We start from the raw sequence: 25052 nt of genomic DNA, 5'->3' as shown, positions 1-25052 counted from the left end.
GAGGGGCCCTTCCCATTGTTTAACAGTCCGTGTTAAATGGCGCCATGATGCAGCAGCCCGCGACGGCCCCCACGTTCAACCCGTTCGACCCCGCGCACCTCGCCGACCCCTACCCGGGCTACCGGCTGCTGCGCGAGACCGATCCGGTGCACCATCACCGCGGCGACGGCACCACCGCCCACCCCGACTTCTGGGCGCTGTCCCGCTACGCCGACGTCGACGCCGCCGTGTGCGACCCCGGGACCTTTTCCTCCGCCAGCGGGCTGACCTTCTACCGCGACGAGATCGAGAAGCTGGGGCTGGCCCCGACCATCGTCATGATGGACCCGCCCGAGCACTCCGGGAAGCGGCGGCTGCTGGCCAAGGCGTTCTCCCCGAAGCGCGTCGCCGCCACCGAGCCGCGGATCCGCGACTTCGTCCGTGGGCGGCTGGCGGAGATGGCCGAGAGGTACGACGACGAGGTGGTCGATCTCCACCGCGACTTCAGTGCGCAGATCCCGACATTCGTGCTGGCCCACCTGTTCGACCTGCCGACAGCGGACCGCCCGCTGTTCGGCCCGTGGGTCAGTGCGCTGACGACCCTGCAGGAGGAGGGATTCCGCCCGGCCGGTCTCGAGGGCGGGGCGGTGGACGCGGTGGCGGAGATGTTCGCCTACTTCGGTGAACTCATCGCCGAGCGGAGGGCCCACCCGGGTGACGATCTCATCTCCGCTCTGGCTCAGGCCGAGATCGAGGGCGAGCGGCTGGACGACTGGGACGTCCTCGGCTTCTGCTTCGTCATCGTCGCCGGCGGCAACGACACCACCGGCAACCTCATCTCGCACACCGTCGCGCTGCTCGACTCCCATCCGCGGCAGCGCGAGATGCTCGCGGCCGACCCCGGGCTCATCCCCGGCGCGCTCTCGGAGTGCCTGCGCTTCGAGTCGAGCGTGCAGGCGCTCGCGCGGACGACCACCCGCGAGGTGACCGTCGGCGGGACGACGATCCCGGCGGGGGAGAAGGTGATGATGCTCTACGGCTCGGCCAACCGCGACGAGCGCGAGTTCGGTCCGACCGCCGGGCAGCTCGACATCACGCGCGAGATCAGCGGGCACCTCGGGTTCGCCCGCGGCCCGCACTTCTGCATCGGCTCGCACTTCGCCCGTCTCCAGGCACGCATCGCGGTGGAGGAGCTCTACGCCGCGCACCCGACGGTCGGGGTCGACCGGGACTCGGCGGTTCGGGCGCTCTCGCCGTTCACGCGGGGGTTCGTCTCGCTCCCCGCGACGGGCCTGGCCTGACCTGACCTACGGCTGGGCATCAGTCGTGGTCGGGGCGTCTGCGGTTGCGCTTGATCTCGGCCCGGCGGCGTTCATGCTGGACACGTCGCCGCTGCGAACCGCGGGTGGGTCGGGTCGCACGCCTGGCGACCGGCGGCGCCACCGCTTCGCGCAACAGCTCTCCGAGGCGCTGGCGTGCCGTCGCCCGGTTGCGTCGCTGCGACCTGTTCTCCTCGACGCTGACGGTGAGGACCGTGCCGGACAGTTTCGGGGCGAGGGTGCGCAGGGCCCGTTCGCGCTGGACCTCGTCCAACGCCGTCGTGGTGCCCAGGTCGATGCTCAGCTGCACGCGCGAATCGGCGGTGTTGACGTGCTGGCCGCCGGGGCCCGACGACCTCGAGAAGCGCTCGACCAGGTCTCCCGCCGGCACCGTGAGGCCACGGGGCGCGCCGGGCCCCGGAGTCACGCGCAGGCCGTCCATGGAGCCAGTATCCCGCACCGACGAGCGCGGCCGGGAACCCGACAGCAGTCCGGACGTCAGTCGAGCTGCTCCTGCGGCAACTCGGCACCCGTGCCCGCCGCCCGGCGCTCGTCGACCAGACGGGGCTCGACCCGCTTTGAGGGATGGAACCCGGCCTTGTCCGCGTAGAAGGCACGGATCCTGTCCATGTCCGCGGCCACGTCGCCGGTCAGATCGATCGTCGGGCCGAGCCCGGTCGTCATGGTGCTGCGATCGACGTAGCCCAGCGTCACCGGCATGCCGGTTTCGCGGGCGATCCGGTAGAAACCCGACTTCCAGTGCGTGTGCCCGCCGCGGGTGCCGTCCGGGGCGACGACCAGGCCGAACGTCTCGCCCGCGTGGACCTGCCCGACCACGTCCTCGACGACCCGGGCGGGGTTCGCCCGATCGACCGGAACCCCACCGAGCGCCCGCATGATCGGCCGGCGCCACCCGGTGAAGAGGCTGGCCTTGCCGAGCCAGTGCATGTCGATGCCCAGTCGCCAGGCGATACCGAGCATGAACACGAAATCCCAGTTGGACGTGTGCGGTGCGCCCAAGAGCACCGTGGGTCGATCCGGAGCCGGTCGGGTCGACAACTCCCAACGGCTGAAGAACCAGAAGGCGCGGGAGACGAGGCGGCGGATCATCCCGTCACCCTAGGCCACCGCCGCGTGCGGCGGAGGGGGTCGAGGCCGGACGGGAAATCAACACACAATCGACGCAGTTACACTGCGAATATAACGATATAGTCATCTTTACGACGGCATCGTCGATCCAGACGAGTGTCGTGTCACCTACTCCTGAGGAACCGCTATGGGTGCTCCGCAACCCGCTCCGTCCCACTCCGATCCGAACCCCGGCTCGACGGCCCCGCCCAGATCCGGGCAGGGGACCCGTCCACTCAACTGGATCATGCTCGTCGCCGGGGTGCTGCTCACGGCGCTGGGCCTGGGACTCACGGCGGCCGGCATCCTGCTCGCCGCAGCAGAGGCCTCACAGCGGGACGGGCGGTATGCGTACACCGAGACCGAGCAGTTCCGCTCGGTCGGCAACGCGATCATCACGGCCCCGTTCACCCTCGACCTGGACGGGGAGCAGGCCGCCTCCTCGGGCGCAGTCGATCTCGAGGACCTGATCAGCGTCCGGGTCCGCGCCACCCCCGTCGTCCCGGGACAACGGGTGTTCCTCGGCATGGCGCCCGCCGATGCCGTCGACGAGTATCTCCGGGACGTGCCCCACGCCGTGTTCGGCACCGACCCGTGGGCCGACGGCTATGGCATGGACGCCTCGGACTGGACCGGCCGATCAGGCTCGAATGACGACGTCGACGAGGTCCCCGGGACGCGAGTGCCGGGCCCTCCCGCCGACGAGCGGTTCTGGGAGCGCTCTGTCACCGGCTCCACCCAGCAGACCCTCAATGTGGATCTGGGGTCCGGGAACTGGGTGATCGTCGTGATGAACAGCGACGGCAGCCGCCCGGTGTGGGTGGACGTGCAGGCGGGGGCCCACACCGAGTTGTTAGGGTTCGCGAACCCGGCCACGCTGATCGCCGGGATCGTCGGTCTGGTGCTCGGGATCCCGCTGATCCTGCTCGGTGCCGCCGGGCTGGGTCGCGACGTCGAGCGTCGACATCCGGGCGTCGCTGACGCTGCGGGTGCCGATGTCACGGGCAGGTTGACCGGCCTCGATCCGCTGCGGCTGACCGGCCATCTGGATCCGGGCGTCTCCCGCGCACTGTGGCTGATCAAGTGGGCGCTGGCCATTCCGCACTACATCGTGCTGGCGGTCCTGGGCTTCGCCGCGGTCGTGGTCACGGTGGCCGCGGGCCTGGCGATCCTGTTCACCGGCCGCTACCCGCGCTCGTGGTTCTCCTTCATCGTGGGCGCGATGCGGTGGCACTGGCGGGTCGGCTTCTACGCCTACGCCGCCCTGGGCACCGACCGGTACCCGCCCTTCGCGCTGGGCCGGGCGGACTACCCCGCCGATCTGGACGTCGTCTACCCCGAACGTCTGTCGCGGGGTCTCGTGCTGGTCAAGTGGTGGCTACTGGTGATCCCGCACCTGCTGATCGTCGGCATCATCACCGGCAGTGGCGCGGCGGCGGTCGACGCCTCGACCGACAACGACGGCATCAGCGTCGGCTTCACCCTGCTGGGACTCCTGGTGCTGATCGCCGCGATCGGCCTGCTGTTCACCGGGCGCTACCTGCCGGGCCTGTTCGCACTGAACGTCGGCCTCAACCGCTGGGTCTACCGGGTCGCGTCGTACGTTCTGCTGCTGCGCGACGAGTACCCGCCGTTCCGCCTCGACCAGGGGCCGACCGAACCGGCACCCGCCGCCGAGCACGCCACACCCGCCGAGTACGCCACACCCGACGGGCCTGCCGACCGCTGAGGGGCCGGGCGGGGGCCTCAGCGGTCGCCGGTGATGACGCGGGCCAGCAGATCCGCCAGCCGCTCGTCGATGCCCTCGCGATCGGCCTCGGGGATGTCCAGCGCGTCGAGCAGCGCGCCCCGGAGCACGGGCCAGGCGTACACGGCGGTGAAGACCAGCAGCAGCTCGACGTCGCCGGCGGGCGGGGGAGAGGTCATCCGCCGCAACGCGGCCGCCGGACGCTGCGACGGGTCGAGCATCGGCGGGAACGCCGCCTCGCGGTCCAGGGCCAGCCACGCGAGCAGCCGGCTGATCTCCGGGTGCGACGAGGCCCCGAGCAGCATCCCGCGCGCGGCCTCACCGGCGTCGTCGAGGTCCTCCAGGCGGGCGGCACCGTAACGCACCGCATCCTGCATCACCTCGGTGAGCAGCGCGTCCTTGCGCCCGATGTGCCGGTGGATCAGGCCGAGATTGACCTGCGCCGCGTCGGCGATATCGCGCAGCGGGACGTTCGGACCGCGATCGGACAGTAATCTGCGGGCCTCCCGCATGACCGCCGAGCGGACCTCGTCGCGGCCGGTCGGGCGTGTGGGGGACGGGCTGCCCGCGTTGTCGTCGTCGCCACGGCTGCCGTCCCCGTTCGGGGCGCCTGGCGCGCCTCCGACGGCATTCTTCCCGGTTTCCATTCCCGAACTGTACACAATTGACTACAGTCGCTGCTGTGCGCGCGACACGCGCGCCCCGACCCTCTGCGAAAGGCCAGCGATGAGCACTCCCGACCGCCGCGACGACATCGACGCCATCAAGTCACTCAAGTACCGCTACCTCCGCTGCGTCGACCTGCGGCTGTGGGACGAGCTCGCCCAGACGCTCGCGCCCGACGTCACCGCGTCCTACGGTAAGCGCCTGTCCTACACCGGCCGCGACGAGGTGGTCTCCGGACTGCAGGGTCAGATGACGAACGACGTCATCACCGAGCACCAGGCCCACCACCCGGAGATCGAGGTCGACGGCGACACCGCCACCGGCCGCTGGTACCTGCAGGACCGGGTGATCGTGCCCGCCTTCGACACGATGATCTTCGGCAGTGCGTTCTACTCCGACACCTACGCCCGCATCGACGGGCGCTGGATGATCACGAAGACCGGCTACAAGCGCACCTACGAGGCGATGATCAACCTCAAGGACGTGCCCAGCTTCCAGCTCAACGACAACCACCTCGCACCGTCGAGCGCCGACTAGCAGCACCGGGCACCGGTAGGAGGTCGGACGGACCGTCATGGAGTTGATCTGGGTCGCGGCCGTGTGCGTGGCAGTGGCCTCGGTCATAGGAGGGATGACCGGATTCGGCACGTCGCTCATGGCGACCCCGTTCATGCTCATGGCGGGCATCGGCCTGACCGAGACGGTCGTGGTCAATCTCGTGGTGGCGCTGGTGACGAGGGTGGGCGTCACCTACCAACTCCGCCAGCACATCGAGTGGCGACGCGTCGCCATCCTCGGCGGGGCGAGCCTCCCGGGTGCCTGGCTGGGCGTGCAGACCGTGAGCATGCTGCCCGAAGAGCACCTCAAACCGGCGGCGGGGGTCATCACCATCCTGTGTGGGCTGGCAATGGCACTTCCGACCGCACGCGTGGCGCGCCCGCCGTCGGCCCGGCTCACCGCGGTCACAGGCGCTATCGGCGGCTACTTCTCCACCACCACCTCACTCAACGGGCCGCCCGTGGTGCTGCTGCTCAGCCGCGCCAGGCTGCCCCCACTGAGCTTCATCGCCGACCTCGCCGGTTACTTCGTCGTCACCAGCATCGTGTCCCTGGCGCTGTTGTGGGCGGGCACGGACGTCGACCTGCCGGGCCTGGCACCACTTCTCCTGGTGTGCACCGTCGCCGGGGTGTCGGCCAACCAGCTGGGTATCGCGATCGCTCAACGCCTGCCCACCCACGTGTTCCGCTCGGCCGTGATCGCCCTCGTGGTGGTCGCCGGCCTGCTCACCATCGTCACGGCGTGATCACCGCTCGCCGACATCCAGATCAACCACGGAGGACCCCATGACCGAGAACCCCACCCAGACCACGCCCGCGGCGGGCGCCCAGCCGGGCACCACCGCCCAGCCGGGAGCCGACCGCGACAACCGGCTGGCCGGGAAGGTCGCGATCGTCACGGGCGGAGGCCAGGGCGTCGGCCGCGGCATCTCGCTCGGCCTCGCCGAATCCGGCGCGGCGGTCCTGCTGGTCGGTCGCAGGATGCACAAGCTCGAGCGCGTCGCCGAGGAGATCCGCTCCGCCGGCGGCACCGCCGAGTGTCTGGCCGCCGACATCGTCACCGACGGCGCGCCGGAACAGATCATCGCCACGGCCGTAGAGCGCCTCGGCGGTGTGGACATCCTCGTCAACAATGCCAACATGGCGATGCCGCTGCCGCTGTCGGACTACCCCGACGACGACTTCCGCAAGGCCTTCGAGGGCGGCCCCCGCGTCTCGCTGACCCTGATGAAGCTCGCCCGCCCCGAGATGGCCAAGCGCGGGGGCGGCACCGTCATCAACCTCGTCACCTCCGCGGCCGTTCGCTGGGACGCCGCCAACTACGGCATCTACTCCGCGGTCAAGGAGGCCGTCCGCGCCCTCACCCGCGCCGCCGCCTACGAGTGGGCCGCCGAGGGAATCCGCGCGCTCAACGTGGCCCCGCACGCCCACAGCCCCGGGCTCGACTGGTGGATGGAGAACAACCCGGAGGAGGCCGCCGAGTTCGTCGCAGGCATCCCCGCCGGCCGGGTGGGCGACCCCCTCGCCGACATCGGCCGGCCCGTCGCCTGGCTGTGCTCGGCGGAGGCCTCGTATCTGAGCGGTGCGACCATCCCGTTGGACGGCGGCCAGTCCCGCTGGGGCTGACCTCGTCGTCGTCGTCGCCGTCGTCGTCACCATCATCACCGTCGTCCCACCATCCCCACGCCCACGAGAGGCCACCCCGTGACCGACACCCCCACCCCGACCCGCGACGCGCTCGCCCTGGCCGCCGACATCCGCGCCGGTGCCACCAGCGCCGCCGAGGTGCTCGAGACCGCGATCGCCCGTATCGAGCGGCTCGACCCCGAGCTCAACGCGATGGTCTGCACCCGGTTCGACGCCGCGCGCGCCGAGGTGGAGGCCGGACTGCCCGACGGCCCGCTGCGCGGGGTACCGATCGTCATCAAGGCGCTCGGCACCGACGTCGCCGGGCTGCCCGCCGCCGACGGCTCCAGGCTGCTCGCCGACGTCGTGGCGACCGTCGACAGCACCGTCGTACAGCGCTACAAGGCGGCCGGGATGGTGGTGCTCGGCACGACCAACGTGCCCGAGATGGGCAAGTCCACCACCACCGAGTCGCTGCTGCACGGCCCGTGCCGCAACCCCTGGGACACCGGGTACTCGACGGGCGGGTCGAGCGGCGGATCGGCGGCGGCCGTCGCCTCGGGCATGGTGCCGGTCGCGCACGGCACCGACGGCGGCGGCTCCATCCGCATTCCCGCCGCGATGTGCGGCCTGGTGGGCCTCAAGCCCAGCCGCGGGCGCGTACCGACGTGGCCGCACCCCGACGCCCTCTCGTCGCCGCTGTCCTACCACCACGCCCTGACCACCACCGTCCGCGACAGCGCCGCGCTGCTCGACGCCGTCGCCGGCCACCGCCCCGGCGACTCCTACGGTGCGCCCACGCCGCCGCGCCCGTTCCTCGAGGAGGTCGGCGCGGAACCCGGCCGCCTGCGCATCGGGCTGCTGCGCGTCGCGCCCGGACCGTTCCCCACCGACCCCGCCTGCAGCGCCGCGGTCGATCACACCGCCGAGCTGCTCGCCGGGCTCGGCCACGACGTGCGCGAGGTGGAGTTGGACGTCGACGTGCTGGAGGGGATGTCGGCCGTCGGCGCCATCATGGGCGCCCAGCTGCGGGCGACCATCGATGCGCGCCTCGCGGCGCTGGGAAGAGATCTCGACGACGACGACATCGAGCCCTGGACCCGGGTGATCCTCGACAACGCCATGACCCACTCCGCGCCCGACGTCGCGCGGGCCCTGCAGACCGCCACCCGGACCGGCTGGCGCGTGGCCGAACTGTTCGGGCCAGGTGGCGTGGACGTGCTGATGCTGCCGACGCTGCCCTCCACCACCCCGGAGCTGGGCTTCCTGGACCCGACCGACCCGGAGGCGATGTGGACGCGGTCCTCGGCGTTCTCGGTGTGCACGAGCATGTTCAACCTCTCCGGGCAGCCGGCCATCTCCCTGCCGCTGGCCGCGGACGCCCGCGGGTTGCCCGTGGGCCTGCAGCTGGTCGCCGACTACGGCCGCGAGGACCTGCTGCTGCGGCTGTCGGGGCAGCTCGAGGCGGCCGCGCCGTGGGCCACCGTGGCGCCGGGGTACGACGGGTGGTGACGGGCCCGGCCAGACGAGGGGCCTGAGCTGGCCCGCGTCCGGGCCTCCTGGGCTCCTGGGTTCCTGGGCGCCCGGGCTCCTGGGCTCCCGGCACGCTTGGCATCCGCTCCCGCGCCTGGCGTCTCGCGCTCGGGGTTGGCTTCTCGCGTTCGCCGCAGTGCTCCCATCTCGGCGCAGCCGCCCCCTGGCATGGCGTCTCGCTCCCTGAAATGCACGGGATCTCACCAGCCGCTCCTGGCCGTGGCGTCTCGCCCACCCCGCGGTGCGCGCGAGACGCCACGTTGGGGCGCGGCTGTGAGCGGCGCGGCTGTGAGCGGCGAGGCTGCTGTCCGCCTGGCCCGCCCGGCCCGCCCGGCCCACCCGGCCCCGCCGGCCCGCCCGCCCCACCCCGCCTCGCCCCACCCCGGACAGCCGACGGCCCCGGATCCCGTGGAGATGTCTCCGGGATCCGGGGCCGTCTGCGTTCGAGAGGCGGGCGGGCCGCGCGATTACTCCTGGACGAACGCCCCGTCGAAGAACATCGTGGAGTAGAGGCTCGGCGAGACGCCCTTGACGGAGTCGTCGACCACCACGTACTCCTGCGCATTGGCCATCACGGCGAACGGCACGACCCGGTTGTAGACCTCCTGCAGGTCGGTCGCCGCGGCCTTCTGCGCCTCGAGGTCGCCGGCGGCCTTGAACGCGGTCACGGCCTTCGTGAGCTCGGGGTCGTCGACGCCCGGGATGTTGAGTGAGCCACCGGGGGTCATGGCGCTGGCGAAGGTGGAGGCCGGGTCGGCGTCCGAGGGGGACAGCCCGCCGATGACGGCCTCGTAGTCGCCGGTGAACTGGCGGGCCACGACCTGCGCGACCGGCTGGCTCTGGATGGTGACGTTGAAGCCCGCCGCGTCGAGCAGCGCCTTCACCGCCACGCCGGACTCCATGTTCTCCTGGCTGTCCGCCACGAGCAGGGTGAGCTCGCCGTTCCAGTCCGGACGGTCGGCCTTGACCTCGTCGATGAGAGCGGTGGCCTGCTCGACGTCGAACTCGGGGCCCTGCTGCCCGTCGTAGAAGCGTGAGGACTCCGCGATGATGGCGGACGTGGGCTGGCCGAGACCGCCGGTGAGGCGCTGATCGATGAGCTCCCGGTCGAGCGCCATGGCGAACGCCTGACGGGCCCGCTCGTCGGTGAGGACGCCGTCGTATCCGGCGTTACCGGCGTTGAGGTTGACGATGGAGCCGGCGCTGGTGATGGTCTCGAAGCCCCGGTCGCCGGCGTCCTGGGCGGCGGTGACGGTCTTGGCGCCCCGCAGGAACCCGACCTGGACCTCGCCGGTCTGGAACGCCTCGTAGGTGCCCTGGGAGCCGGGGATGCGGATGAACTCGAGGGTCGGGCAGACGGGCCCGCCGTAGTAGTCCGGGTTGGGCTCCAGCACCAGCTCCTGGTCCGGGATGTACTCGGAGACCGTGAACGCGCCGGCACCGATCGGATTGCGGGCCCACTGGGCGGGGTCCGCGGCCTCGTAGGCGTCCTTGGGGATCACCTCGCCCGCGGTCCCGGCCAGCAGGATCGGGAAGCCGGCCCACGGCTCGGTCAGCGTGAACTCGACGGTCAGCGGGTCCACCACGCGGGCCTGCTCCACCTGCATCGCGTCGGTCATCGCGTTGGAGACGGTCTTCGGGTCCTTGTGGAGGTCGATCGTGAACGCGACGTCCTCGGCGGTGAGCGGATCGCCGTTGGAGAAGGTGACGCCGTAGCGGAGCGTGAGCGTCCACACGGTGTTGTCGTCATTCGCCTCGAGCGACTCGGCCAGCTTGGGCTCGAACTCGGCGGCTTCGGGGTTCCACCGCATGAGGCGGTCGTAGACGGCCGCGGACTCGGTGGCCCCGCGGACACCGAACTGGCCCTGGCCGGGCGCGAACGAGGGGAGCATCGCGTACTCGCCCATGGTGATGGTGCCGCCGACGCGGTCGGCGGTGCAGCGCTCGGACTGGTCCGGGGCGGTGGCGCCGGAGGCCGAGGCGGTGGGATCGGCTCCGCCTCCTCCGCATGCGGTGAGCGCGAGGGTGGTCGCGGCGAGGACGGCCAGGGCGCTGGTGGCGCGGGTCATCTGTTCTCCTGATCGTGAGGGGCGGCGGGCCGGTCGGCTCACCGCTCATAGGTGTTTCCGGCACAGAGATGCCCCGGGCTCTCACCGGTGGGCGGGAGCCCGGGGCACGTCTGTGTGGTTCGGGCGCGGCCCGTCAGGACCGCGGGGGAGTGATCACTCCTTCACGAACGCCCCGTCGTACAGGACGGTCGAGGACAGGGTCGGGGTGAGTCCGCCGACCGTGTCGGAGACGGCCACGTACTGCTCGGCGTTGGCCATCACGGTGAACGGCTGCACCTCGTTGAAGACCTCCTGCAGTCGGGTCATCGCCTCCTTCTGGGCGTCGAGGTCCGCGGCGGCCTTGAGCTCGTTGACCGCGGCGGTGAGCTCGGGGTCGTCGATGCCCGTGAGGTTGGTCGCGCCGGTCGGGGTGAACGCGCTGGCGAACGTGGACGCCGGGTCGGCGTCCGAGGTGGCCAGGCCGCCGATCACGATCTCGTAGTCGCCGGTGAACTGACGCGCGGTGACCTGGGAGACCGGGGCGTTCTCGATCTGGACGTTGAACCCGGCCGCGTCCAGCAGCGCCTTGGCGACCACGCCGGCCTCGATGTTCTCGGGGCCGTCGGAGATGAGCATCCGCAGGGAGCCGTCCCAGTCGGGGCGGTCGGCCTTGAGCTCCTCCACGAGCGCCTTCGCACGCTCGACGTCGTACGTCGGGCCCTCCTGGCCGTCGAACAGGCGGGAGGACTCGGCGACCAAGGCGGAGGTCGGCTGACCCTCGCCGTCGTACAGTCGCTGGTTCCACAGGTCGCGGTCCATGGCGGCGGCGACGGCCTGGCGGGCGCGGACATCGGTGAGGATGCCGTCGTAGCCGGCCTTGCCGGAGTTCATGTTGATGACCGAGCCGGAGCCGATGATCTCCTCGAAGCCGCGGACGTCATCGGACGTGGCCATGTTCAGGAACTTGGCGCCGCGCAGGAAGGCGACCTGGAGCTCGTCGGTCTGGAACGCGTCGTAGGTGCCCTGGGAGCCGGGGATGCGGATGAACTTCAGGGTGGGGCAGACGGGGCCGCCGTAGTAGTCGGGGTTGGGCTCGAGGACGGTCTCCTGGTCGGGGATGTAGTTGGCGACCGTGAACGCGCCGGCGCCGATCGGATTGCGGGCCCAGTCCTGCGGGTCGGCGGCCTCGTAGGCCTTCTGGGGGATGACCTCACCGATGGTGCCGGCGAGCGCGACTGGGAAACCGGCCCACGGCCGGGCGAGCGTGAACTCGACGGTGAGCGGGTCGACCACGCGGGTCTCAGAGATCTCCATCGCGTCGGTCATCGCGACCGACCGGGTGGCGGGGTCCTTGTGCAGGCCGACGGTGAACGCGACGTCCTCCGCGGTGAGCGGGTCGCCGTTGGAGAAGGTGACGCCATCACGCAGGGTGAGGGTCCACACGGTGTTGTCGTCGTTGGCCTCGAGGGACTCGGCGAGCTTGGGCTCGAACTCCTCGGCCTCGGGGTTCCACACCATGAGCCGGTCGTAGACGGCCGCCGACTGCGCGCCGCCGCGGACACCGTACTGGCCCTGGCCGGGCGCGAAGGACGGGAGCATGGAGAACTCGCCCACGGTGATCTCGCCGCCGGCCCGGTCCTCGGTGCACCGCTCGGACTGGTCGGGGGCCTGGCCCTCGGCGCCGCCGGAGGCGGAGGTGGACTCTTCCCCGCCGCCGCAGGCGGACAGGGTCAGGGCGGCGGCCGCGAGGACGGCCATGGCGCTGGTGGTGCGCTTCATCGATTCTCCTGGAGTGGGTGGTGGCACGCGACCTGGTGGCCGGGTGCGATGTCGACCAACGGGGGGCGTTCGGTGGCGCAGATGTCGGTGGCCAGTGGGCACCGGGTTCGGAATCTGCATCCGGATGGGGGGTTCAGGGGCGAGGGCAGCTCGGAGCTGGTCGCGGTGATGGAGTCCTCGCCGAGCGTGTCGGCGAGCGTGCCGCCGAGCGTGGGCGCGGACGAGATGAGGAGCATCGTGTACGGGTGGGCCGGGGCCCGGTACAGCGACTCGGTGTCGGCGACCTCGCAGACGGTGCCGAGGTACATCACCGCCACGCGGTCGGCGATGTTGTGCACCACCGACAGGTCGTGGGAGATGAAGATCATCGTCAGGCGGTAGCGCTCCTTCATCTCCTCGAGGAGGTTGAGGATCTGTGCCTGCACGGAGACGTCGAGGGCCGAGACCGGCTCGTCGCACACCAGCACCTCGGGCTCCAGGACGAGTGCGCGGGCCAGGGCGATGCGCTGGCACTGCCCGCCGGAGAACTCCGACGGGCGGCGGCCGCCGGCGTGCTCGGGGTCGAGTCCGACGGCCTCGAGGGCGGAGTCGACGCGGCGCCGGATCTCCTCGCGTCCACCGTCGACGCCCTGGATCTCCAGGCCCTCGGCGACGATGTCGCGCACCTTACGGCGCGGGTTGAGAGAGGAGATGGGGTCCTGGAACACCATCTGGATCATCTTGCGGGCCCGGGTCAGGGCCGCTCCGGACAGCGAGCACAGGTCCGTGTCGTCGACCATCACGCGCCCGGAGTTCGGGCGGGGCAGCTGCAGCATCGCCCGGCCGAGGCTGGACTTTCCACAGCCGGACTCGCCGACCAGGGCCAGTGTGGAGCCGCGGGGGACCGTGAGGGAGACGTCCGAGACGGCGTGGACCGTGCCCTTGCGGGTGTGGTACTCGACGGTCACGTGGTCGACGACGAGTTTGTCGGCCCCGTGCTCGTCGACGACGACGTCGGCATCGGCCGGAGGGCCCGCGGCGTCCGGCTCGGCCGAACCGGTGAGGTGGGGGGAGGGGACGGTCATGATGCCTCGCTGGTGGTGCTGGAAGTGGCGGGGACGAGCGGGTGATGGCACGCGGCGCGGTGGATTTCAGCGATGGGGGCGGCGAACCGCGGTGTCACGTCGGGTGCCGTCGCCAGGTCCTCGAGCGGCGGATCCACGGCGAGGCAGTCGTCGGCCACACGCGGGCAGCGGGGTGCGAACCGGCAGCCGGCGGGCATCTCCCGCAGGTTCGGCGGGCGACCCTCGATCACGGTGAGCCGGGTGTGCGGCGGCAGGTCGGGACGCGGGATCGAGTCCAGCAGCGCCCCGGTGTACGGGTGTGCGGGCTCGTCGAGCAGGGCCCGGGTGTCGCCCACCTCGAGGAACCGTCCGGCGTACATGACCCCGATCCTGTCGGTGTGCTGCGAGACCACCGCGAGGTCGTGGCTGACGAGGATCATCGCCATGTCCGAATCGGCCTGCAGCCCGTGCAGCAGGTCGAGGATCTCGTGCTGCACCGTCACGTCGAGCGCGGTCGTGGGCTCGTCGGCGATGAGGAGCTTGGGCGAGCAGGACAGGGCGATCGCGATGCCGACCCGCTGGCGCATGCCGCCGGAGAGCTGGTGCGGGTACTCGGAAAGCCGGGCGCGCGGTGAGGGGATGCGCACCCGGGTCAGCAGTTCGACCGCGTGGTCGGTGGCCTCGCGGCGGCTCAGTCCCAGGTGGTGGCGCAGCGGGTCGGTGATCTGGCGCCCGATGGTCCGGATCGGGTTGAGCGAGGTCAACGGGTCCTGGAACACCATGGCGATCTCGCGGCCCCAGAACTTCTGCGCCTCGCGCTGGGACAGGGACAGGACGTCCCGGCCGTCGAAGCGGACCGTGGAGCCCTGATCGACGCGGGCGGTGGTTGGCGCGATGCCCATGATCGACCGCACGAGCATCGACTTGCCCGAGCCGGACTCGCCCACGATGCCGATCGTCTCGCCCCGGCGCAGGGAGATGTTCACCCCGTCGACGGGCGTGATGCGACCGTCGGGGGTGTCGATGTGGGTGCGCAGGTCCCGGACCTCGAGCAGCAGGTCGGGGTCCGAAGGCCCGTGTCCGCTGGGTGCTGCGGCGGCGATGGCTGCCTCCTGGGGTTGGTGTCTCGGACGGGGATCTAAGACAACTGCTTAGAACGTGTTGCTGTGATGAGTATCACGGCATAGGGTCTCCACGTCAAGGTGATTAAGAAGCCGCCTCAGGCGGTGACTCAAACGAAGGGGTCTCCCCACGTGCTCAGGTTCATTGGCGAACGCGCTCTGCACGCGGTCGTCGTCGTCGTACTCGCGACCATCGGCGCGTTCTTCCTGATGGAGGCCGTTCCCGGCGACTCCGCGGCATCCGCCGTGGGGCCGGGCGCGACCGCGGAGCAATACCAGGCAGCCCGGGAGGAGCTGGGTCTCGACGACCCGGTCACCACCCGGTTCGCGGAATGGGTCGGCAGTATGGCCTCGGCCGACCTGGGCAACTCGCTCATCCCGCCCAACCAGCCGGTCACCGAGATGATCGGCAACGCGCTGCCGGTCACCATCCAGCTGGCGTTCCTGTCGATCATCCTGTCGCTGGCGATCGCGGTCCCGGTGGCGGTGTGGTCGGCCTACCGCCGTGGTGGGGTGTTCGACCAGGTCGCCTCGGTCGTGTCGTTCGCGTTCATCTCGGTGCCCAGCTTCGTGGCCGGGCTGCTGCTGATCTACCTGCTGGTGTTCAACCACTCCTTCGCGCAGCAGCTCATCCTCGGCGCGGCGGTCGTGATCGGGCTGGTGGTGACGCTGTCGCCGCTGGGCCGTCGGGGCGGGCGCGGGGCACCCGGCGTCACCTGGGGCCGGTCCCTCATCGCCGGTCTCGCGGTGGGTGGGGTGATCGCCGTGATCGCGCTGTTCCTGCCCGAGTTCCCCCGCCAGGGCTACGCGCCGCTGGCCGAGGGGCTGGGGGAGAACCTGCGCAGCATCATGCTGCCCGCGCTCACCCTCGCGCTGATGGAGGTCGCGATCTTCACCCGCGTCCTGCGGACCGACATGATCTCGACCCTGCAACAGGACTTCGTCCTGTCCTCGCGCGCGAAGGGCATGCCGACCGGCCACGTCCTGGTCAAGGAGGCCCTGCGGCCGTCGACGGTCTCGATCATCACCCTCGCCGGCATCAGCCTCGGTCGCCTCATCGGCGGGACGGTGGTCGTCGAGCGGCTGTTCAACCTGCCCGGTATGGGCAGCATGATCGTCGACGCCGTCCAGAACGATAATCTGCCCGTGGTGCTCGGCGGCGTGATCGTCATCGCCGTCTTCTACGTCGTGGTCAACATGACCGTCGACGTCACCTATGCACTCATCGACCCGAGGATCCGCCGTGGCTGACAACGACCCCACCCGTTCCACCGTCGCCTCGACCGCGACCGCGACCATCGCCGCGGAGGCGCCCGCCCGGCGCAAGCTGCGCCTGCCGAAGCTCTCCGCGGTCGGCACCCTGCTCGCCCTCGGGTGGACCGCCCTCATCGTTCTCGGCGCGTTGATCGTCGACTTCCTGCCGCTGGCCGAGGCGCGCGACCCGCAGTTCGCGCTGACGACCCGGTCCCTGCTGCCGCCGGATCTGCTCACGGCGCATCCCCTGGGCACCGACCGTCAGGGCCTCGACATCCTCGGCGGCCTGCTCTACGGCGCCCGGGTCTCCATCGTGGTGGGCATCGGCGGTGTCGTCATCGGCGCCCTCATCGGCGGCGCGCTGGGCCTGGTGGCCGGCTACAAGGGCGGCTGGGCCGACCGGATCGTCTCCATCATCAGCGACGTCCTGCTGGCGTTCCCGTCGCTCATCCTGCTCATCGCGATCGTCACGGTCCTCGACCCGACCCTGCTCAACGTCACCCTGGCGCTGGGGATCATGGTGGTGCCGTCGTACGCACGGCTCGTCCGCGCCAACGCGATGAGCTTCGCCGGCCGCGAGTTCGTCACCGCCGCCCGGTCGCTCGGTGCCGGAGAGACCCGCATCATGCTGCGCGAGGTGGCCCCCAACATCGTGGCGCCGGTGCTGTCCTACAGTTTCATGCTCGTGGCGGTGCTGATCGTCGCGGAGGCCTCGCTGAGCTACCTGGGACTGAGCATTCCTCGGCCCGAACCGACGTGGGGCAACATGATCAGCGCCGGTCAGTCCGATTTCGAGAGGTACCCCGGACTGGTGGGGATTCCCGCCATCGTCCTGTTCCTCACGGTGTTGAGCTTCAACCAGCTGGGCGAGGCCGCCGGCCGCAAGTGGAGCCCCGGAGCGGCCAAGATCTGATCGACGCCGACCGGCCCGGTCCAGCGGCGGTATGGGCACTGTTCAATCAAGGCGGAGGAAGGGGCCCGATGGACCCGACGAATGAACCCTCGGTCGAGGGGGCCGCCCAGGCGAGGGACGCCAAGACGGCGATGCTCGAGATCGCCGAGCAACTGATCAGCGAGCGCGGTCTGGACCGTGTCTCGATGCGCGACGTCGCCACCGCCGCCGGGCAACGCAACAACTCCGCGGTGCAGTACCACTTCGGCAGCCGCGACGGTCTCATCCTGCAGGTGCTGCGGCGCCGGCTGACCGCCCTCGACGTCGATCGCCGGCAGCGGTTGGCGGAGATCGACGAGCAGGGCCTGGGCACCGACCTCGCGGCTCTCGTGCGGGTGCTGTTCGAGCCGATCGTCGAGCTGCTCCGGTCCCAGCCCGAGTCCACCTATTACGCACGGTTCCTGCAGCGGGTCGGACCTGTCATGGCCCCCGGGATCCCGGAGGCGCAGTTGCGCACCGCGACCGACGACGTGGTGGTGCGCCTCATCGATGTGCTCTCCCACCTGCCGCGGCGGGTGGCGTTCGAACGTATCGACCTGGCCACCCAGATGTTCACCGGTGCACTGGCCGTTTACGAGGACCGTCGGGACGCCCGGAACGCCGTGGTCAACGCCGACTTCGACAAGGTCGTCGCCCATCTCTACGACATGGTCGAGGCCGCGCTGCGTGCAGGGGTCGGACCAGGGGAGTCACACGTCGCGGACGCACCGGAAGCCGAGGTTGGCAGTAGCTGAACCGGCGGTGTTCGCGGATCGGGCCGCCACCCGGTATCGGTGGCAGTACGACTCGTGGCACAGGTAGGAACCTCCCCGCATCACGCGCCACGTCTCGTCGCCCGGGCTCCCGTCGGGGCGCGGACCGCGGGGATCCTCTCGGGGCGAGACCGCGTAGTAGCCGGGGTCGAACACGTCGGCGCACCATTCCCACACGTTGCCGACCATCTGGTGCAGGCCGTATCTGTTCGGCCGGAACGCGCGTACCGGGGCGGTCGTCAGGTGGCCGTCGTCGAGCGTGTTGTGGGAGGGGAACCGTCCCTGCCACACATTGAGACCCCACCGACCACGCGGGGTCAGCTCGTCGCCCCACGGGAAGCGGGCCCCGGCGAGGCCGCCCCGTGCCGCGTACTCCCACTCCGCCTCGGTGGGCAGGCGGGCCCCCGCCCATTCGCAGTAGGCCGTCGCGTCGTTCCAGGACACGTGCACGACCGGGTGGTTCTGCACAGCGGTGATCGAGGACCGGCGCCCGCCGGGGTGGCGCCAGTCGGCTCCCCGCACGGCCACCCACCACGGCGTGGAATCCAGGTGGTGGAGGACGTCGGCCGGGTCGGCCTCCACGGCGAGATGGAACACCGGCGAGACGCCGAGGTCCTCCGCGTCGGTCACGTACCCGGTGTCCTTGCAGAACCTGGCGAACTGGGCGTTGGTTACGGCGCACTCGTCCATCCGGAACGAGCGCAGGCTCACCTCGTGCAGGGGTAGCTCCCCGTCGTCGGGGTACCCCTCGTCGAAGTGGTCGCCCATCACCGACGTCCCGCCGGGAATCAGGACCTGCCGGCGGGGACGGTCGGCTCCACGGCCCGGGGACCGCGGGCCCCGCAGGTTCGGCCCGTCGGGAGGGGGCGGGGCGCCCGGTGCGCAGCAGGCCCTCGTCGTCGTCATCGTCCTTCCCCGGCTCCCCGGCCCGTGACCACCTCGGACAGGAGTTCCGCCATCCGCGTGTCGACGTCCTCACGGTCGGCGGCTGCGACGTCCAGGACGTCGAGGATCTGCTCGCGCAGAACCGGCCAGGCATAGATCACCGTGAGGGCGAGCGCGAGGTGCAGTTCGCCGGCCGGCGGGGGATCGGTCATGCGGGACACCGCGCCGGCGGGCCGGACCGAGGCGTCGATCAGCGGCCGCGACACGGCGCCCGGATCCAGGGCAAGCCACACCAGGAGGCGGCTGAAATCCGGGTTGTCGACGGCTCCGGTGAGCATGGAGTGGACGGCCCGGCCGGCATCGTCGTGGTCTCCCACCCGGGCGGTGCCGTGCCGCAGGCCGTCCTCGAGCACCGCCGACAGCAGGTCGTCCTTGTTCCCGATGTGTCGGTGGATGAGGCCGAGGTTCACCCCCGCGGCCTCGGCCACCAGGCGCAGGGGCGCCCGTGGCCCGCGGGCCGCGAAGATCCGGCGGGCGGTGCCGAGAACGGCGCGGCGTACTGCGTCTCGTCCGACGGGGCGATCCGATTCGGGGAGATCCATGGACGCCACTGTAGACGATCGTCTACAGTCACGGTTGAGCACGCTGTAGACAGATGTCTACGCCTCGCGCGTCGTCCCCTCGATCAGGCCCACCGGCCACGGAAGGAACCCCCATGCAGGTCACGATCGGCGATCACGACATCGAGTTCGGCCCCAAGCGGATGCGGCTGACGGCCGACGATGCCCCGCCCGCCACCTACCACCACATCGGCGTGCGGCCCGTCACCCCGTTCATCGGAGCGGACATCGAGGGCGTCGACCTCGCCGCCCCGTCACCCGAGCAGATCTCCGAACTCAGGACCGCGCTGCTCGAGAGGAAGGTGCTCTTCTTCCGGGACCAACAGCACGTCACCGCCCACCAGCACCGCGACTTCGCCGCCCACTGGGGCGACCTGGAGGTCCACCCGCTCCTCGACCAGGGGGAGATCCCCGAGGTCGTGAGGTTCGACCGCGGACAGGACAACCCGGGCATGGAGAACATCTGGCACGTGGACGTCACCTGGCAGGACCGGCCCCCCATGGGCTCGGTGCTGCGGGCGATCCGGGTCCCCGATGCCGGCGGCGACACCCTGTGGTCGGACATGGGCAACGCCTACGACGCGCTGCCGGACGAGATCAAGGAGCGGATCGACGGGCTGACGGCCACACACGACTTCACGCCGTCGTTCGGCCGGAGCATGTCCCCCGACAAGCTCGCCGAGATGCAGAAGCGCTACCCGCCGCAGCACCATCCGGTGGTCCGCACGCACCCCGAGACCGGCCGCAGACTCCTGTTCGTCAACAGCCTGTTCACCACCGGTATCGACGGCATGGACCCGGTCGAGGGCAGGGAGTTGTTGCGGCGCCTGCTCGACCAGGTCAAGATGCCCGACTTCCAGGCACGCCTGCGTTGGGCCCCGGGCACGGTGGCGTTCTGGGACAACCGGGCCACCCAGCACTACGCGTGCAGTGACTACTTCCCCCATCGTCGGGTCATGGAGCGCGTCGCCATCGTCGGGGACGTGCCGGCATGAGCCCGTCAGGCGACGCGTTCCCCGAGGCCGGTCTCGACCGTCACGTCCTGCCCGTGCGGCGGCTCGCCGGTCGGGTGCCCGCCGAGATGGACCGCCGCGACCAGCAGGACGGGTTCCCCGGCGTCGAGCAGATCCGCCCACCGCAGGGGGCGCCCAACGTCCTGCTGGTGATGCTCGACGACGTGGGGCTCGGCACGTCCTCGGCGTTCGGGGGCCCCTGCCGCACCCCGACCATCGAGCGCCTCAACCACAACGGGGCGGGGTACACGCGGTTCCACACCACCGCGCTGTGCTCGCCGACCCGCGCCGCGACCCTCACCGGGCGCAACCACCACAGCGTCGGCATGGGCGTGATCACCGAGATGAGCACCCGCGCACCCGGATACACGGGCATGCGGCCCGACTCCGCGGCCACCATCGCCCGGGTGCTGCGCGGCAACGGGTACGCCACCGGCGCGTTCGGCAAGATGCACCAGACCCCGCCGTGGGAGACCACGGCCGCCGGGCCGTTCGACCGCTGGCCCACCGAGGAGGGGTTCGACACCTTCTACGGGTTCCTGGGCGCCGAGGCGGACCACTTCACCCCGGTCCTCTACGACGGGCGTCGGCAGGTGGACCCGCCCCGGACGCCGGAGGAGGGATACCACCTCACCGAGGACCTGGTGGACCACGCCGTCCAGTGGGTCGAGAACGTCTCCACCGTGGCCCCCGACATGCCGTGGTTCTGTTACCTGCCGCTGGGCGCGGTCCACGCGCCGCTGCACGTCCCCGAGTCCTACCGTGACCGGTACGCCGGCGAGTTCGACGACGGCTGGGACGCCCTGCGCGAGCGGACCCTGGCGCGCCAGAAGGAACTGGGAGTGGTCCCCGAGGACACCGAGCTCGGACCGTGGGCGCCCGGTCTGCCGCACTGGGACGAGCTCGACGACGACGAGAAGAAGGTCGCCGCCCGACTCATGGAGCTGTACGCCGGGTTCCTCGAGCACACCGATGACCAGGTCGGGCGACTCATCGACCATCTCGACTCGACGGGTGCGCTGGAGAACACCCTGGTCCTGTACATGGTCGGGGACAACGGCGCCTCCACGGAGGGCGGCCGGCTGGGCGCGTTCAACTACCTCGCCGGACTCAACGGGCTGCCCTCGACCACCGAGGAACTGCTGGCCAAGTGGGACGATCTCGGCGGCCCCGACTCGTACCCGCACTTCCCGTCGTCCTGGGCGCTGGCGCTGAACACCCCCTACCAGTGGGCCAAACAGGTCGCCTCCCACTACGGCGGGACCCGGAACGCCCTCGTCGCGCACTGGCCGGGCCGGATCGCCGAGCCGGGCAGGTTGCGCCACCAGTGGCACCACTGCGTGGACATCGCCCCCACCATCCTCGAGGCCGCGGGTCTGCCGATGCCGCACACCGTGGACGGTGTGGCGCAGAAGCCCCTCGAGGGTATGGGCATGACCTACACCTTCGACCAGCCCGACGCCGCGGACCGGCACACCACCCAGTACTTCGAGATCTTCGGCAACCGCGGGATCTACGACCACGGGTGGACCGCCGTGACCGCGCAACGGGCGCCCTGGCTGATGGCCACCTCCGGCGTCGACCTCACGCCGCTGGCGGACAGTACATGGGAGCTCTACGACACCCGCGCGGACTGGTCGCAGTCCCGTGACCTGGCCGCCGAGCACCCCGAGATCCTCGAGCGGTTGACGATGAAGTTCATCGCCGAGGCCGCGCGGTACGACGTGCTGCCGCTGGACGACAGCACCGTGGGACGCCAGGCCGGCGTCGACAACCGCTCACCCCACCCCATGGGCGGCCGCTCGTCGATCACCCTGTACCCGCACATGGACGGGCTCAACGAGAAGGCCGCGCCCAAGCTGCTCAACCGTGCGTTCCGGCTCACGGCGTCGCTGGAGGTCCACGGCGGCGATTCCCCCGCGGCGGGGTCCTGCGAGGGTGTGCTGCTCAGCCTGGGTGGCCGCTTCGGAGGCATGACGCTGTACATCGTCGACGGGGTGCCCGTCTTCGAGTACAACTTCTTCGGTCGCCACCACGGCCGGGCAGCCGGCAGCGAACCGCTCGCCGCGGGTGCGCGCACCGTCGAGCTCGAGTTCGCCTACGACGGAGGGATCGCGGCGGGCGCGGACCTGCGCCTGCTCGTCGACGGTGAGCAGGTGGGGCACGGGCGGATCGCCGTGACGGCGCCCGCGATGTTCAGCATGAACGAGACCCTCGACATCGGGCGCAGTCGGGGGAGCGCGGTGAGCACCGCGTACGAGGGATCGTTCCCGGTCCGCGGCGCCACGCTCCACCACGTGCAGGTGGATCTCGGTCGCGGCAGTGAACTCCCGCAGGCGCGACGGGACGAGATCGAACTGGCCACCCACTGACCTCGGCGACGGACCGGTCGCCGGGTCAGACCCGGCCGCGCAGGAGCTTGCGGAAGTACACGACGGGCTGGACGAACCGGTCGAACGCGTACGTCATCCGTCGCGGGGCGAAGAGGTCGATCCCCGGCACCGACGGGGCCGGCCGGCCGTCCCGGTCGTGCTCGTCGAGCACCAGTCGGCCCCTGCTCACGGCCACGGGGATGACCGTGTAGCCGTCGTACTCCTTCAGCGGCCCACCGTCGCGGGCGGCGCGCAGGTTGTCGGCCACCACCGCGACCTGGTCGCGCAACGCGCCACCGGACGGGCGGGTGTCCACGGTCGCGGCGTCCCCCAGTCCCCACACCGTCTCGTGGCGCGTGTGGCGCAGGGTGCGGGGGTCCACCTCGACGAGCGTGGCGGCGTCGCCCGTCGCCAGGCCCGAGTCGGCGACGAATCGCGGTGCGCGGCTGTCCGGGGTGACGTAGGCGAGGTTGACGTGCTCGAGGGTCACCGGGGCGGGGCCGTCGAGCGAGACGGTCCGGGCGGCGTGGTCCACAGCGGTCACCCGAGTGTCGGCGTGCACCGTGATGCCGTAGTCCTCGATGAACGGCTGCAATCGGGAGTCGATCTTCTCCAGTCCGAGCAGTCCGCCGAACGGGGTCACCAGGTGCACGTCGATCCGGTCGAGCACCTCGGCCCGCCGCCACCGGTCGCACGCCAGGAACATCGCCTTGAGCACCGTCCCGCCGCAGGATGCCGGCTCGGGCGGAACCGAGAACACCACGGTGCCCTCACGTTCACGCACGAGGGCGGCACATGCCCGACCGGCGTACTCGGGCACGTGGGCGGACACCGCCCAGCCGTCGACGTAGGCCTCCTGCAGTCCCGGAATCTCCTCCCAGTGCGGGGTGAGACCGGGGCACAACACCAGGTCGCGGTAGCTGACGGACGCGCCGCTGTCGAGGGTGACGGTCCGGGCGTCGGGATCGACGCGGGTGGCCGCGTGCGGCACGAGTTCGACCCCGTCCGGGACCACGGTCGCCATGGCCCGCTCGTAGCGGGACATGCGTGCCTGCCCGGCCGCGGCGTAGTTCAGCATCGGCCGGTAGCGGTGCACCGGGCTGGGGTCGATGAGCGCGATGCCGCCCACGCCATCGCGCCTGAGGCGGGCCGCCAGGGAGACCCCGGCATTGCCTGCCCCGACGATCACGGTGTCGAACGCGGCGGGCATGGCTTTAGAACACCTCGAACGCGTAGCCGACGAGGCCGACCACCAGGAGGAGGACGACGATGGCGATGACCACGATCCACACGACGGGACTCGTGCGTCCCGGCTGAGGAGTCGGGCTCTGCCGCTCCGTGGGGGCCTGCTTCCTGGCCGCACTGTCCGACTGCAACGAGGTCGAGTCGGAGTCCGGCGTCACCCCGGCGGGGGCGGAACCGGTGTCATCCACGTCCGGGCTCTGGGCGGGATCCGGGTCTGACGGTCGGGCGTTGGTCATAGTCGCACCTCTCGTTGACTGGGACCCACACGCTAGGGGCTCGGCGGTCGAGCTTCCACCGGTCGGCCTGTCACCGGCCGGTCTTTCGCCTCTCGACGCGAACCGCGGCCCGGGTCCTGGCCGAGCACCACCACGCCCGGCCCCGCCCCGGCCGCGAGACCGGAGAGGACCTCCGCGACCGACCACGCGGTGATCGCCGAGGTGCGGCCGCCGGAGTCGGGGTCCACGGCGTTCTCGAACTGCAGCTCGTAGCGACCCATCGGCGAGACCCACTCCACGACGTGGCGGGTGCGACGGACCTCCGGGTCGGCGACGACGACCACCTCGGTCCGGTCCAATCCCAGCGTGGCCAGCGCGAGCGCGACCGAGGCGTTGGAGGTGAGCGGGAACGCCAGCGCCGCCTCGCGGGCCGACCCGCGGAACACCTCCCGTCGCTCGGTGAGCTGCTCGTCGACGTCCAGCGCGGCCGGGCTCTTGATGGTGTAGTGCCGCAGGAGTGCGTCGTCGGTGCCCGCGAGTGCGGCCGCCGAGAGGATGTCGAGTCCGCCCACCGCCCCGGCGGGGACGAGTACGCGACCGGAGACGGGCCCGCGGGCGAGGAGCTCGAGGGGGTCCGAGTGGCGGGCGAACACCCCGCAGGAGCACACGATCATGTCCGTGCCGGCGGCCGTCACTCGCGGGATGAACTCCTCGGCAGCGTCAACACTGCTGGCCTCAACCACCACGTCGGCCGCCTCGATGGCGTCGGTGATCTCCTCGTCCGTGCTGCGGGAGCGGAGCACATCGCCGAGCCCGGCCCCGGGGACGTCGCCCCGCTCGAGTGCTTCGATGACCGCGCCGCCGATCGCGCCGGCACCGATCACGGCGACCACCAGCGGCCGGGTGCGCGCGGCCTGATCGGCTGAGCCGGTCACATCGACCGGGCTCGCCGCGGAACCGGCCGGGTCGGGCGAGGGGGAGCGCGGAGGGGTCATGGTGAGGCCACCGTACCTACTTTGATCAGCCGGGACCTGTCGGTGTGGGACGTGCCGGCCACCTGTCCGGCCCGCCCGAATCCCCGTTGGCCTGTTGCGCACATCACACAGTGTATGTAATGCTCGTCACAACTTGACGGAGCGTCAAGTTTGATCGACACCCCGTCCACGGAACCCCTGCCCGCGGACGCACCCTTCGCCAA

23 protein-coding genes are annotated in these 25052 nt (G+C 71.0%); 11 read left to right on the top strand and 12 right to left on the bottom strand.

Going from position 1 to position 25052, the window contains the following annotated elements; translation table 11 throughout:
• The first annotated feature begins 44 nt into the window (after window positions 1-44).
• Entirely contained in the window at window positions 45-1280 is a 1236-nt protein-coding gene (locus tag OVA21_RS11970) for a cytochrome P450 (RefSeq protein ID WP_268092457.1), read from the top strand.
• A 19-nt stretch (window positions 1281-1299) separates the two neighbouring features.
• On the opposite strand, the gene arfB is transcribed toward OVA21_RS11970, so the two are convergent.
• On the bottom strand, window positions 1300-1740 hold the full coding sequence (gene arfB / locus OVA21_RS11965; RefSeq protein ID WP_119193093.1) for an alternative ribosome rescue aminoacyl-tRNA hydrolase ArfB: 441 nt from the start codon (window positions 1738-1740) through the stop codon (window positions 1300-1302).
• Between the two features lie 56 nt (window positions 1741-1796).
• Entirely contained in the window at window positions 1797-2408 is a 612-nt protein-coding gene (locus OVA21_RS11960) for a 1-acyl-sn-glycerol-3-phosphate acyltransferase (protein ID WP_119193094.1), read from the bottom strand.
• Between the two features lie 166 nt (window positions 2409-2574).
• Here OVA21_RS11960 and OVA21_RS11955 point away from each other — a divergent pair, with 166 nt between their 5' ends.
• Window positions 2575-4155, top strand: a complete 1581-nt coding sequence (locus OVA21_RS11955; RefSeq protein WP_268092456.1) for a DUF4389 domain-containing protein — start codon at window positions 2575-2577, stop codon at window positions 4153-4155.
• Between the two features lie 17 nt (window positions 4156-4172).
• On the opposite strand, the gene OVA21_RS11950 is transcribed toward OVA21_RS11955, so the two are convergent.
• Window positions 4173-4820, bottom strand: coding sequence for a TetR/AcrR family transcriptional regulator (locus OVA21_RS11950; RefSeq protein WP_227022230.1), 648 nt, complete (start codon window positions 4818-4820; stop codon window positions 4173-4175).
• Window positions 4821-4899: 79 nt separating this feature from the next.
• On the opposite strand from OVA21_RS11950, the gene OVA21_RS11945 reads away from it, so the two are divergent.
• The 4 genes from OVA21_RS11945 to OVA21_RS11930 all read left to right on the top strand — a co-directional run bounded on the left by OVA21_RS11945 (window position 4900) and on the right by OVA21_RS11930 (window position 8534).
• Window positions 4900-5376 (top strand): nuclear transport factor 2 family protein, encoded by a 477-nt coding sequence (locus OVA21_RS11945; protein ID WP_096906942.1) that lies wholly within the window; start codon window positions 4900-4902, stop codon window positions 5374-5376.
• 37 nt (window positions 5377-5413) lie between these two features.
• A complete protein-coding gene (locus OVA21_RS11940) occupies window positions 5414-6142 on the top strand; it encodes a sulfite exporter TauE/SafE family protein (protein ID WP_268092455.1) in 729 nt (242 codons plus the stop codon).
• A 40-nt stretch (window positions 6143-6182) separates the two neighbouring features.
• The gene (locus tag OVA21_RS11935; protein WP_268092454.1) at window positions 6183-7022 is read left to right on the top strand and encodes an SDR family NAD(P)-dependent oxidoreductase; all 840 of its coding nucleotides are present in this window, start codon (window positions 6183-6185) and stop codon (window positions 7020-7022) included.
• Window positions 7023-7100: 78 nt separating this feature from the next.
• On the top strand, window positions 7101-8534 hold the full coding sequence (locus OVA21_RS11930) for an amidase (protein ID WP_268092453.1): 1434 nt from the start codon (window positions 7101-7103) through the stop codon (window positions 8532-8534).
• 488 nt (window positions 8535-9022) lie between these two features.
• Here the strand turns inward: OVA21_RS11930 and OVA21_RS11925 are convergent, their stop codons facing one another.
• From OVA21_RS11925 to OVA21_RS11910, 4 genes are all read right to left on the bottom strand, one after another.
• Window positions 9023-10624 carry an ABC transporter substrate-binding protein gene (locus OVA21_RS11925; RefSeq protein WP_268092452.1) on the bottom strand — a complete coding sequence of 534 codons (1602 nt, stop codon included), beginning with the start codon at window positions 10622-10624 and terminating at the stop codon, window positions 9023-9025.
• A gap of 153 nt (window positions 10625-10777) precedes the next feature.
• Window positions 10778-12382, bottom strand: a complete 1605-nt coding sequence (locus OVA21_RS11920) for an ABC transporter substrate-binding protein (RefSeq protein ID WP_268092451.1) — start codon at window positions 12380-12382, stop codon at window positions 10778-10780.
• On the bottom strand, window positions 12379-13446 hold the full coding sequence (locus tag OVA21_RS11915) for an ABC transporter ATP-binding protein (RefSeq protein WP_268092450.1): 1068 nt from the start codon (window positions 13444-13446) through the stop codon (window positions 12379-12381). The genes OVA21_RS11920 and OVA21_RS11915 overlap by 4 nt, the downstream gene beginning before the upstream one ends.
• Complete coding sequence (locus tag OVA21_RS11910) at window positions 13443-14411, bottom strand: ABC transporter ATP-binding protein (RefSeq protein ID WP_067716433.1); 969 nt, start codon at window positions 14409-14411, stop codon at window positions 13443-13445. The genes OVA21_RS11915 and OVA21_RS11910 overlap by 4 nt, the downstream gene beginning before the upstream one ends.
• Window positions 14412-14678: 267 nt before the next feature.
• Here OVA21_RS11910 and OVA21_RS11905 point away from each other — a divergent pair, with 267 nt between their 5' ends.
• The 3 genes from OVA21_RS11905 (at window position 14679) to OVA21_RS11895 (ending at window position 17486) form a co-directional block, all read left to right on the top strand.
• Window positions 14679-15797 (top strand): ABC transporter permease, encoded by a 1119-nt coding sequence (locus OVA21_RS11905; protein ID WP_067716436.1) that lies wholly within the window; start codon window positions 14679-14681, stop codon window positions 15795-15797.
• Entirely contained in the window at window positions 15790-16713 is a 924-nt protein-coding gene (locus tag OVA21_RS11900; protein WP_067716439.1) for an ABC transporter permease, read from the top strand. The genes OVA21_RS11905 and OVA21_RS11900 overlap by 8 nt, the downstream gene beginning before the upstream one ends.
• Window positions 16714-16781: 68 nt before the next feature.
• On the top strand, window positions 16782-17486 hold the full coding sequence (locus OVA21_RS11895) for a TetR/AcrR family transcriptional regulator (RefSeq protein ID WP_067716442.1): 705 nt from the start codon (window positions 16782-16784) through the stop codon (window positions 17484-17486).
• Here the strand turns inward: OVA21_RS11895 and OVA21_RS11890 are convergent.
• Window positions 17442-18410, bottom strand: a complete 969-nt coding sequence (locus tag OVA21_RS11890; protein ID WP_326493470.1) for a formylglycine-generating enzyme family protein — start codon at window positions 18408-18410, stop codon at window positions 17442-17444. The two genes, OVA21_RS11895 and OVA21_RS11890, sit on opposite strands and share 45 nt — an antisense overlap.
• Window positions 18407-18991 (bottom strand): TetR/AcrR family transcriptional regulator, encoded by a 585-nt coding sequence (locus OVA21_RS11885; protein WP_067716469.1) that lies wholly within the window; start codon window positions 18989-18991, stop codon window positions 18407-18409. The genes OVA21_RS11890 and OVA21_RS11885 overlap by 4 nt, the downstream gene beginning before the upstream one ends.
• Window positions 18992-19104: 113 nt before the next feature.
• Between OVA21_RS11885 and OVA21_RS11880 the strand changes: the two genes are divergently transcribed.
• Together OVA21_RS11880 and OVA21_RS11875 are read left to right on the top strand one after the other, a co-directional pair.
• The gene (locus OVA21_RS11880) at window positions 19105-20004 is read left to right on the top strand and encodes a TauD/TfdA dioxygenase family protein (protein WP_096906947.1); all 900 of its coding nucleotides are present in this window, start codon (window positions 19105-19107) and stop codon (window positions 20002-20004) included.
• A complete protein-coding gene (locus OVA21_RS11875; RefSeq protein WP_268092449.1) occupies window positions 20001-22394 on the top strand; it encodes an arylsulfatase in 2394 nt (797 codons plus the stop codon). Before OVA21_RS11880 ends, OVA21_RS11875 begins: the two co-directional genes overlap by 4 nt.
• A 25-nt stretch (window positions 22395-22419) precedes the next feature.
• Here OVA21_RS11875 and OVA21_RS11870 read toward each other — a convergent pair whose 3' ends face one another.
• Genes OVA21_RS11870 through OVA21_RS11860 form a run of 3 tightly spaced genes read right to left on the bottom strand, consistent with a single transcriptional unit; the run spans window position 22420 to window position 24849 of the window.
• Window positions 22420-23604, bottom strand: a complete 1185-nt coding sequence (locus tag OVA21_RS11870) for an NAD(P)/FAD-dependent oxidoreductase (protein ID WP_096906949.1) — start codon at window positions 23602-23604, stop codon at window positions 22420-22422.
• 4 nt (window positions 23605-23608) lie between these two features.
• Entirely contained in the window at window positions 23609-23875 is a 267-nt protein-coding gene (locus OVA21_RS11865; RefSeq protein ID WP_067716453.1) for a hypothetical protein, read from the bottom strand.
• Window positions 23876-23907: 32 nt separating this feature from the next.
• Window positions 23908-24849 carry an aspartate dehydrogenase domain-containing protein gene (locus OVA21_RS11860; RefSeq protein ID WP_096906950.1) on the bottom strand — a complete coding sequence of 314 codons (942 nt, stop codon included), beginning with the start codon at window positions 24847-24849 and terminating at the stop codon, window positions 23908-23910.
• Between the last annotated feature and the right edge of the window lie 203 nt (window positions 24850-25052).

The organism is Dietzia sp. SL131, from assembly GCF_026672565.1.
Lineage (GTDB): Bacteria > Actinomycetota > Actinomycetes > Mycobacteriales > Mycobacteriaceae > Dietzia > Dietzia kunjamensis.
Note: the sequence above shows the minus strand (reverse complement) of the source record. Positions and strands in the feature narration are given on the sequence as shown.

Excerpts from the sequence above, each read along its gene's own strand:
- OVA21_RS11970 (WP_268092457.1), top strand. The coding sequence starts at position 45 with ATGATGCAGCAGCCCGCGACGGCCCCCACGTTCAACCCGTTCGACCCC.
- arfB (WP_119193093.1), bottom strand. The coding sequence starts at position 1,740 with ATGGACGGCCTGCGCGTGACTCCGGGGCCCGGCGCGCCCCGTGGCCTC.
- OVA21_RS11960 (WP_119193094.1), bottom strand. The coding sequence starts at position 2,408 with ATGATCCGCCGCCTCGTCTCCCGCGCCTTCTGGTTCTTCAGCCGTTGG.
- OVA21_RS11955 (WP_268092456.1), top strand. The coding sequence starts at position 2,575 with ATGGGTGCTCCGCAACCCGCTCCGTCCCACTCCGATCCGAACCCCGGC.
- OVA21_RS11950 (WP_227022230.1), bottom strand. The coding sequence starts at position 4,820 with ATGGAAACCGGGAAGAATGCCGTCGGAGGCGCGCCAGGCGCCCCGAAC.
- OVA21_RS11945 (WP_096906942.1), top strand. The coding sequence starts at position 4,900 with ATGAGCACTCCCGACCGCCGCGACGACATCGACGCCATCAAGTCACTC.
- OVA21_RS11940 (WP_268092455.1), top strand. The coding sequence starts at position 5,414 with ATGGAGTTGATCTGGGTCGCGGCCGTGTGCGTGGCAGTGGCCTCGGTC.
- OVA21_RS11935 (WP_268092454.1), top strand. The coding sequence starts at position 6,183 with ATGACCGAGAACCCCACCCAGACCACGCCCGCGGCGGGCGCCCAGCCG.
- OVA21_RS11925 (WP_268092452.1), bottom strand. The coding sequence starts at position 10,624 with ATGACCCGCGCCACCAGCGCCCTGGCCGTCCTCGCCGCGACCACCCTC.
- OVA21_RS11920 (WP_268092451.1), bottom strand. The coding sequence starts at position 12,382 with ATGAAGCGCACCACCAGCGCCATGGCCGTCCTCGCGGCCGCCGCCCTG.
- OVA21_RS11915 (WP_268092450.1), bottom strand. The coding sequence starts at position 13,446 with ATGACCGTCCCCTCCCCCCACCTCACCGGTTCGGCCGAGCCGGACGCC.
- OVA21_RS11895 (WP_067716442.1), top strand. The coding sequence starts at position 16,782 with ATGGACCCGACGAATGAACCCTCGGTCGAGGGGGCCGCCCAGGCGAGG.
- OVA21_RS11890 (WP_326493470.1), bottom strand. The coding sequence starts at position 18,410 with ATGACGACGACGAGGGCCTGCTGCGCACCGGGCGCCCCGCCCCCTCCC.
- OVA21_RS11885 (WP_067716469.1), bottom strand. The coding sequence starts at position 18,991 with ATGGATCTCCCCGAATCGGATCGCCCCGTCGGACGAGACGCAGTACGC.
- OVA21_RS11880 (WP_096906947.1), top strand. The coding sequence starts at position 19,105 with ATGCAGGTCACGATCGGCGATCACGACATCGAGTTCGGCCCCAAGCGG.
- OVA21_RS11875 (WP_268092449.1), top strand. The coding sequence starts at position 20,001 with ATGAGCCCGTCAGGCGACGCGTTCCCCGAGGCCGGTCTCGACCGTCAC.
- OVA21_RS11870 (WP_096906949.1), bottom strand. The coding sequence starts at position 23,604 with ATGCCCGCCGCGTTCGACACCGTGATCGTCGGGGCAGGCAATGCCGGG.
- OVA21_RS11865 (WP_067716453.1), bottom strand. The coding sequence starts at position 23,875 with ATGACCAACGCCCGACCGTCAGACCCGGATCCCGCCCAGAGCCCGGAC.
- OVA21_RS11860 (WP_096906950.1), bottom strand. The coding sequence starts at position 24,849 with ATGACCCCTCCGCGCTCCCCCTCGCCCGACCCGGCCGGTTCCGCGGCG.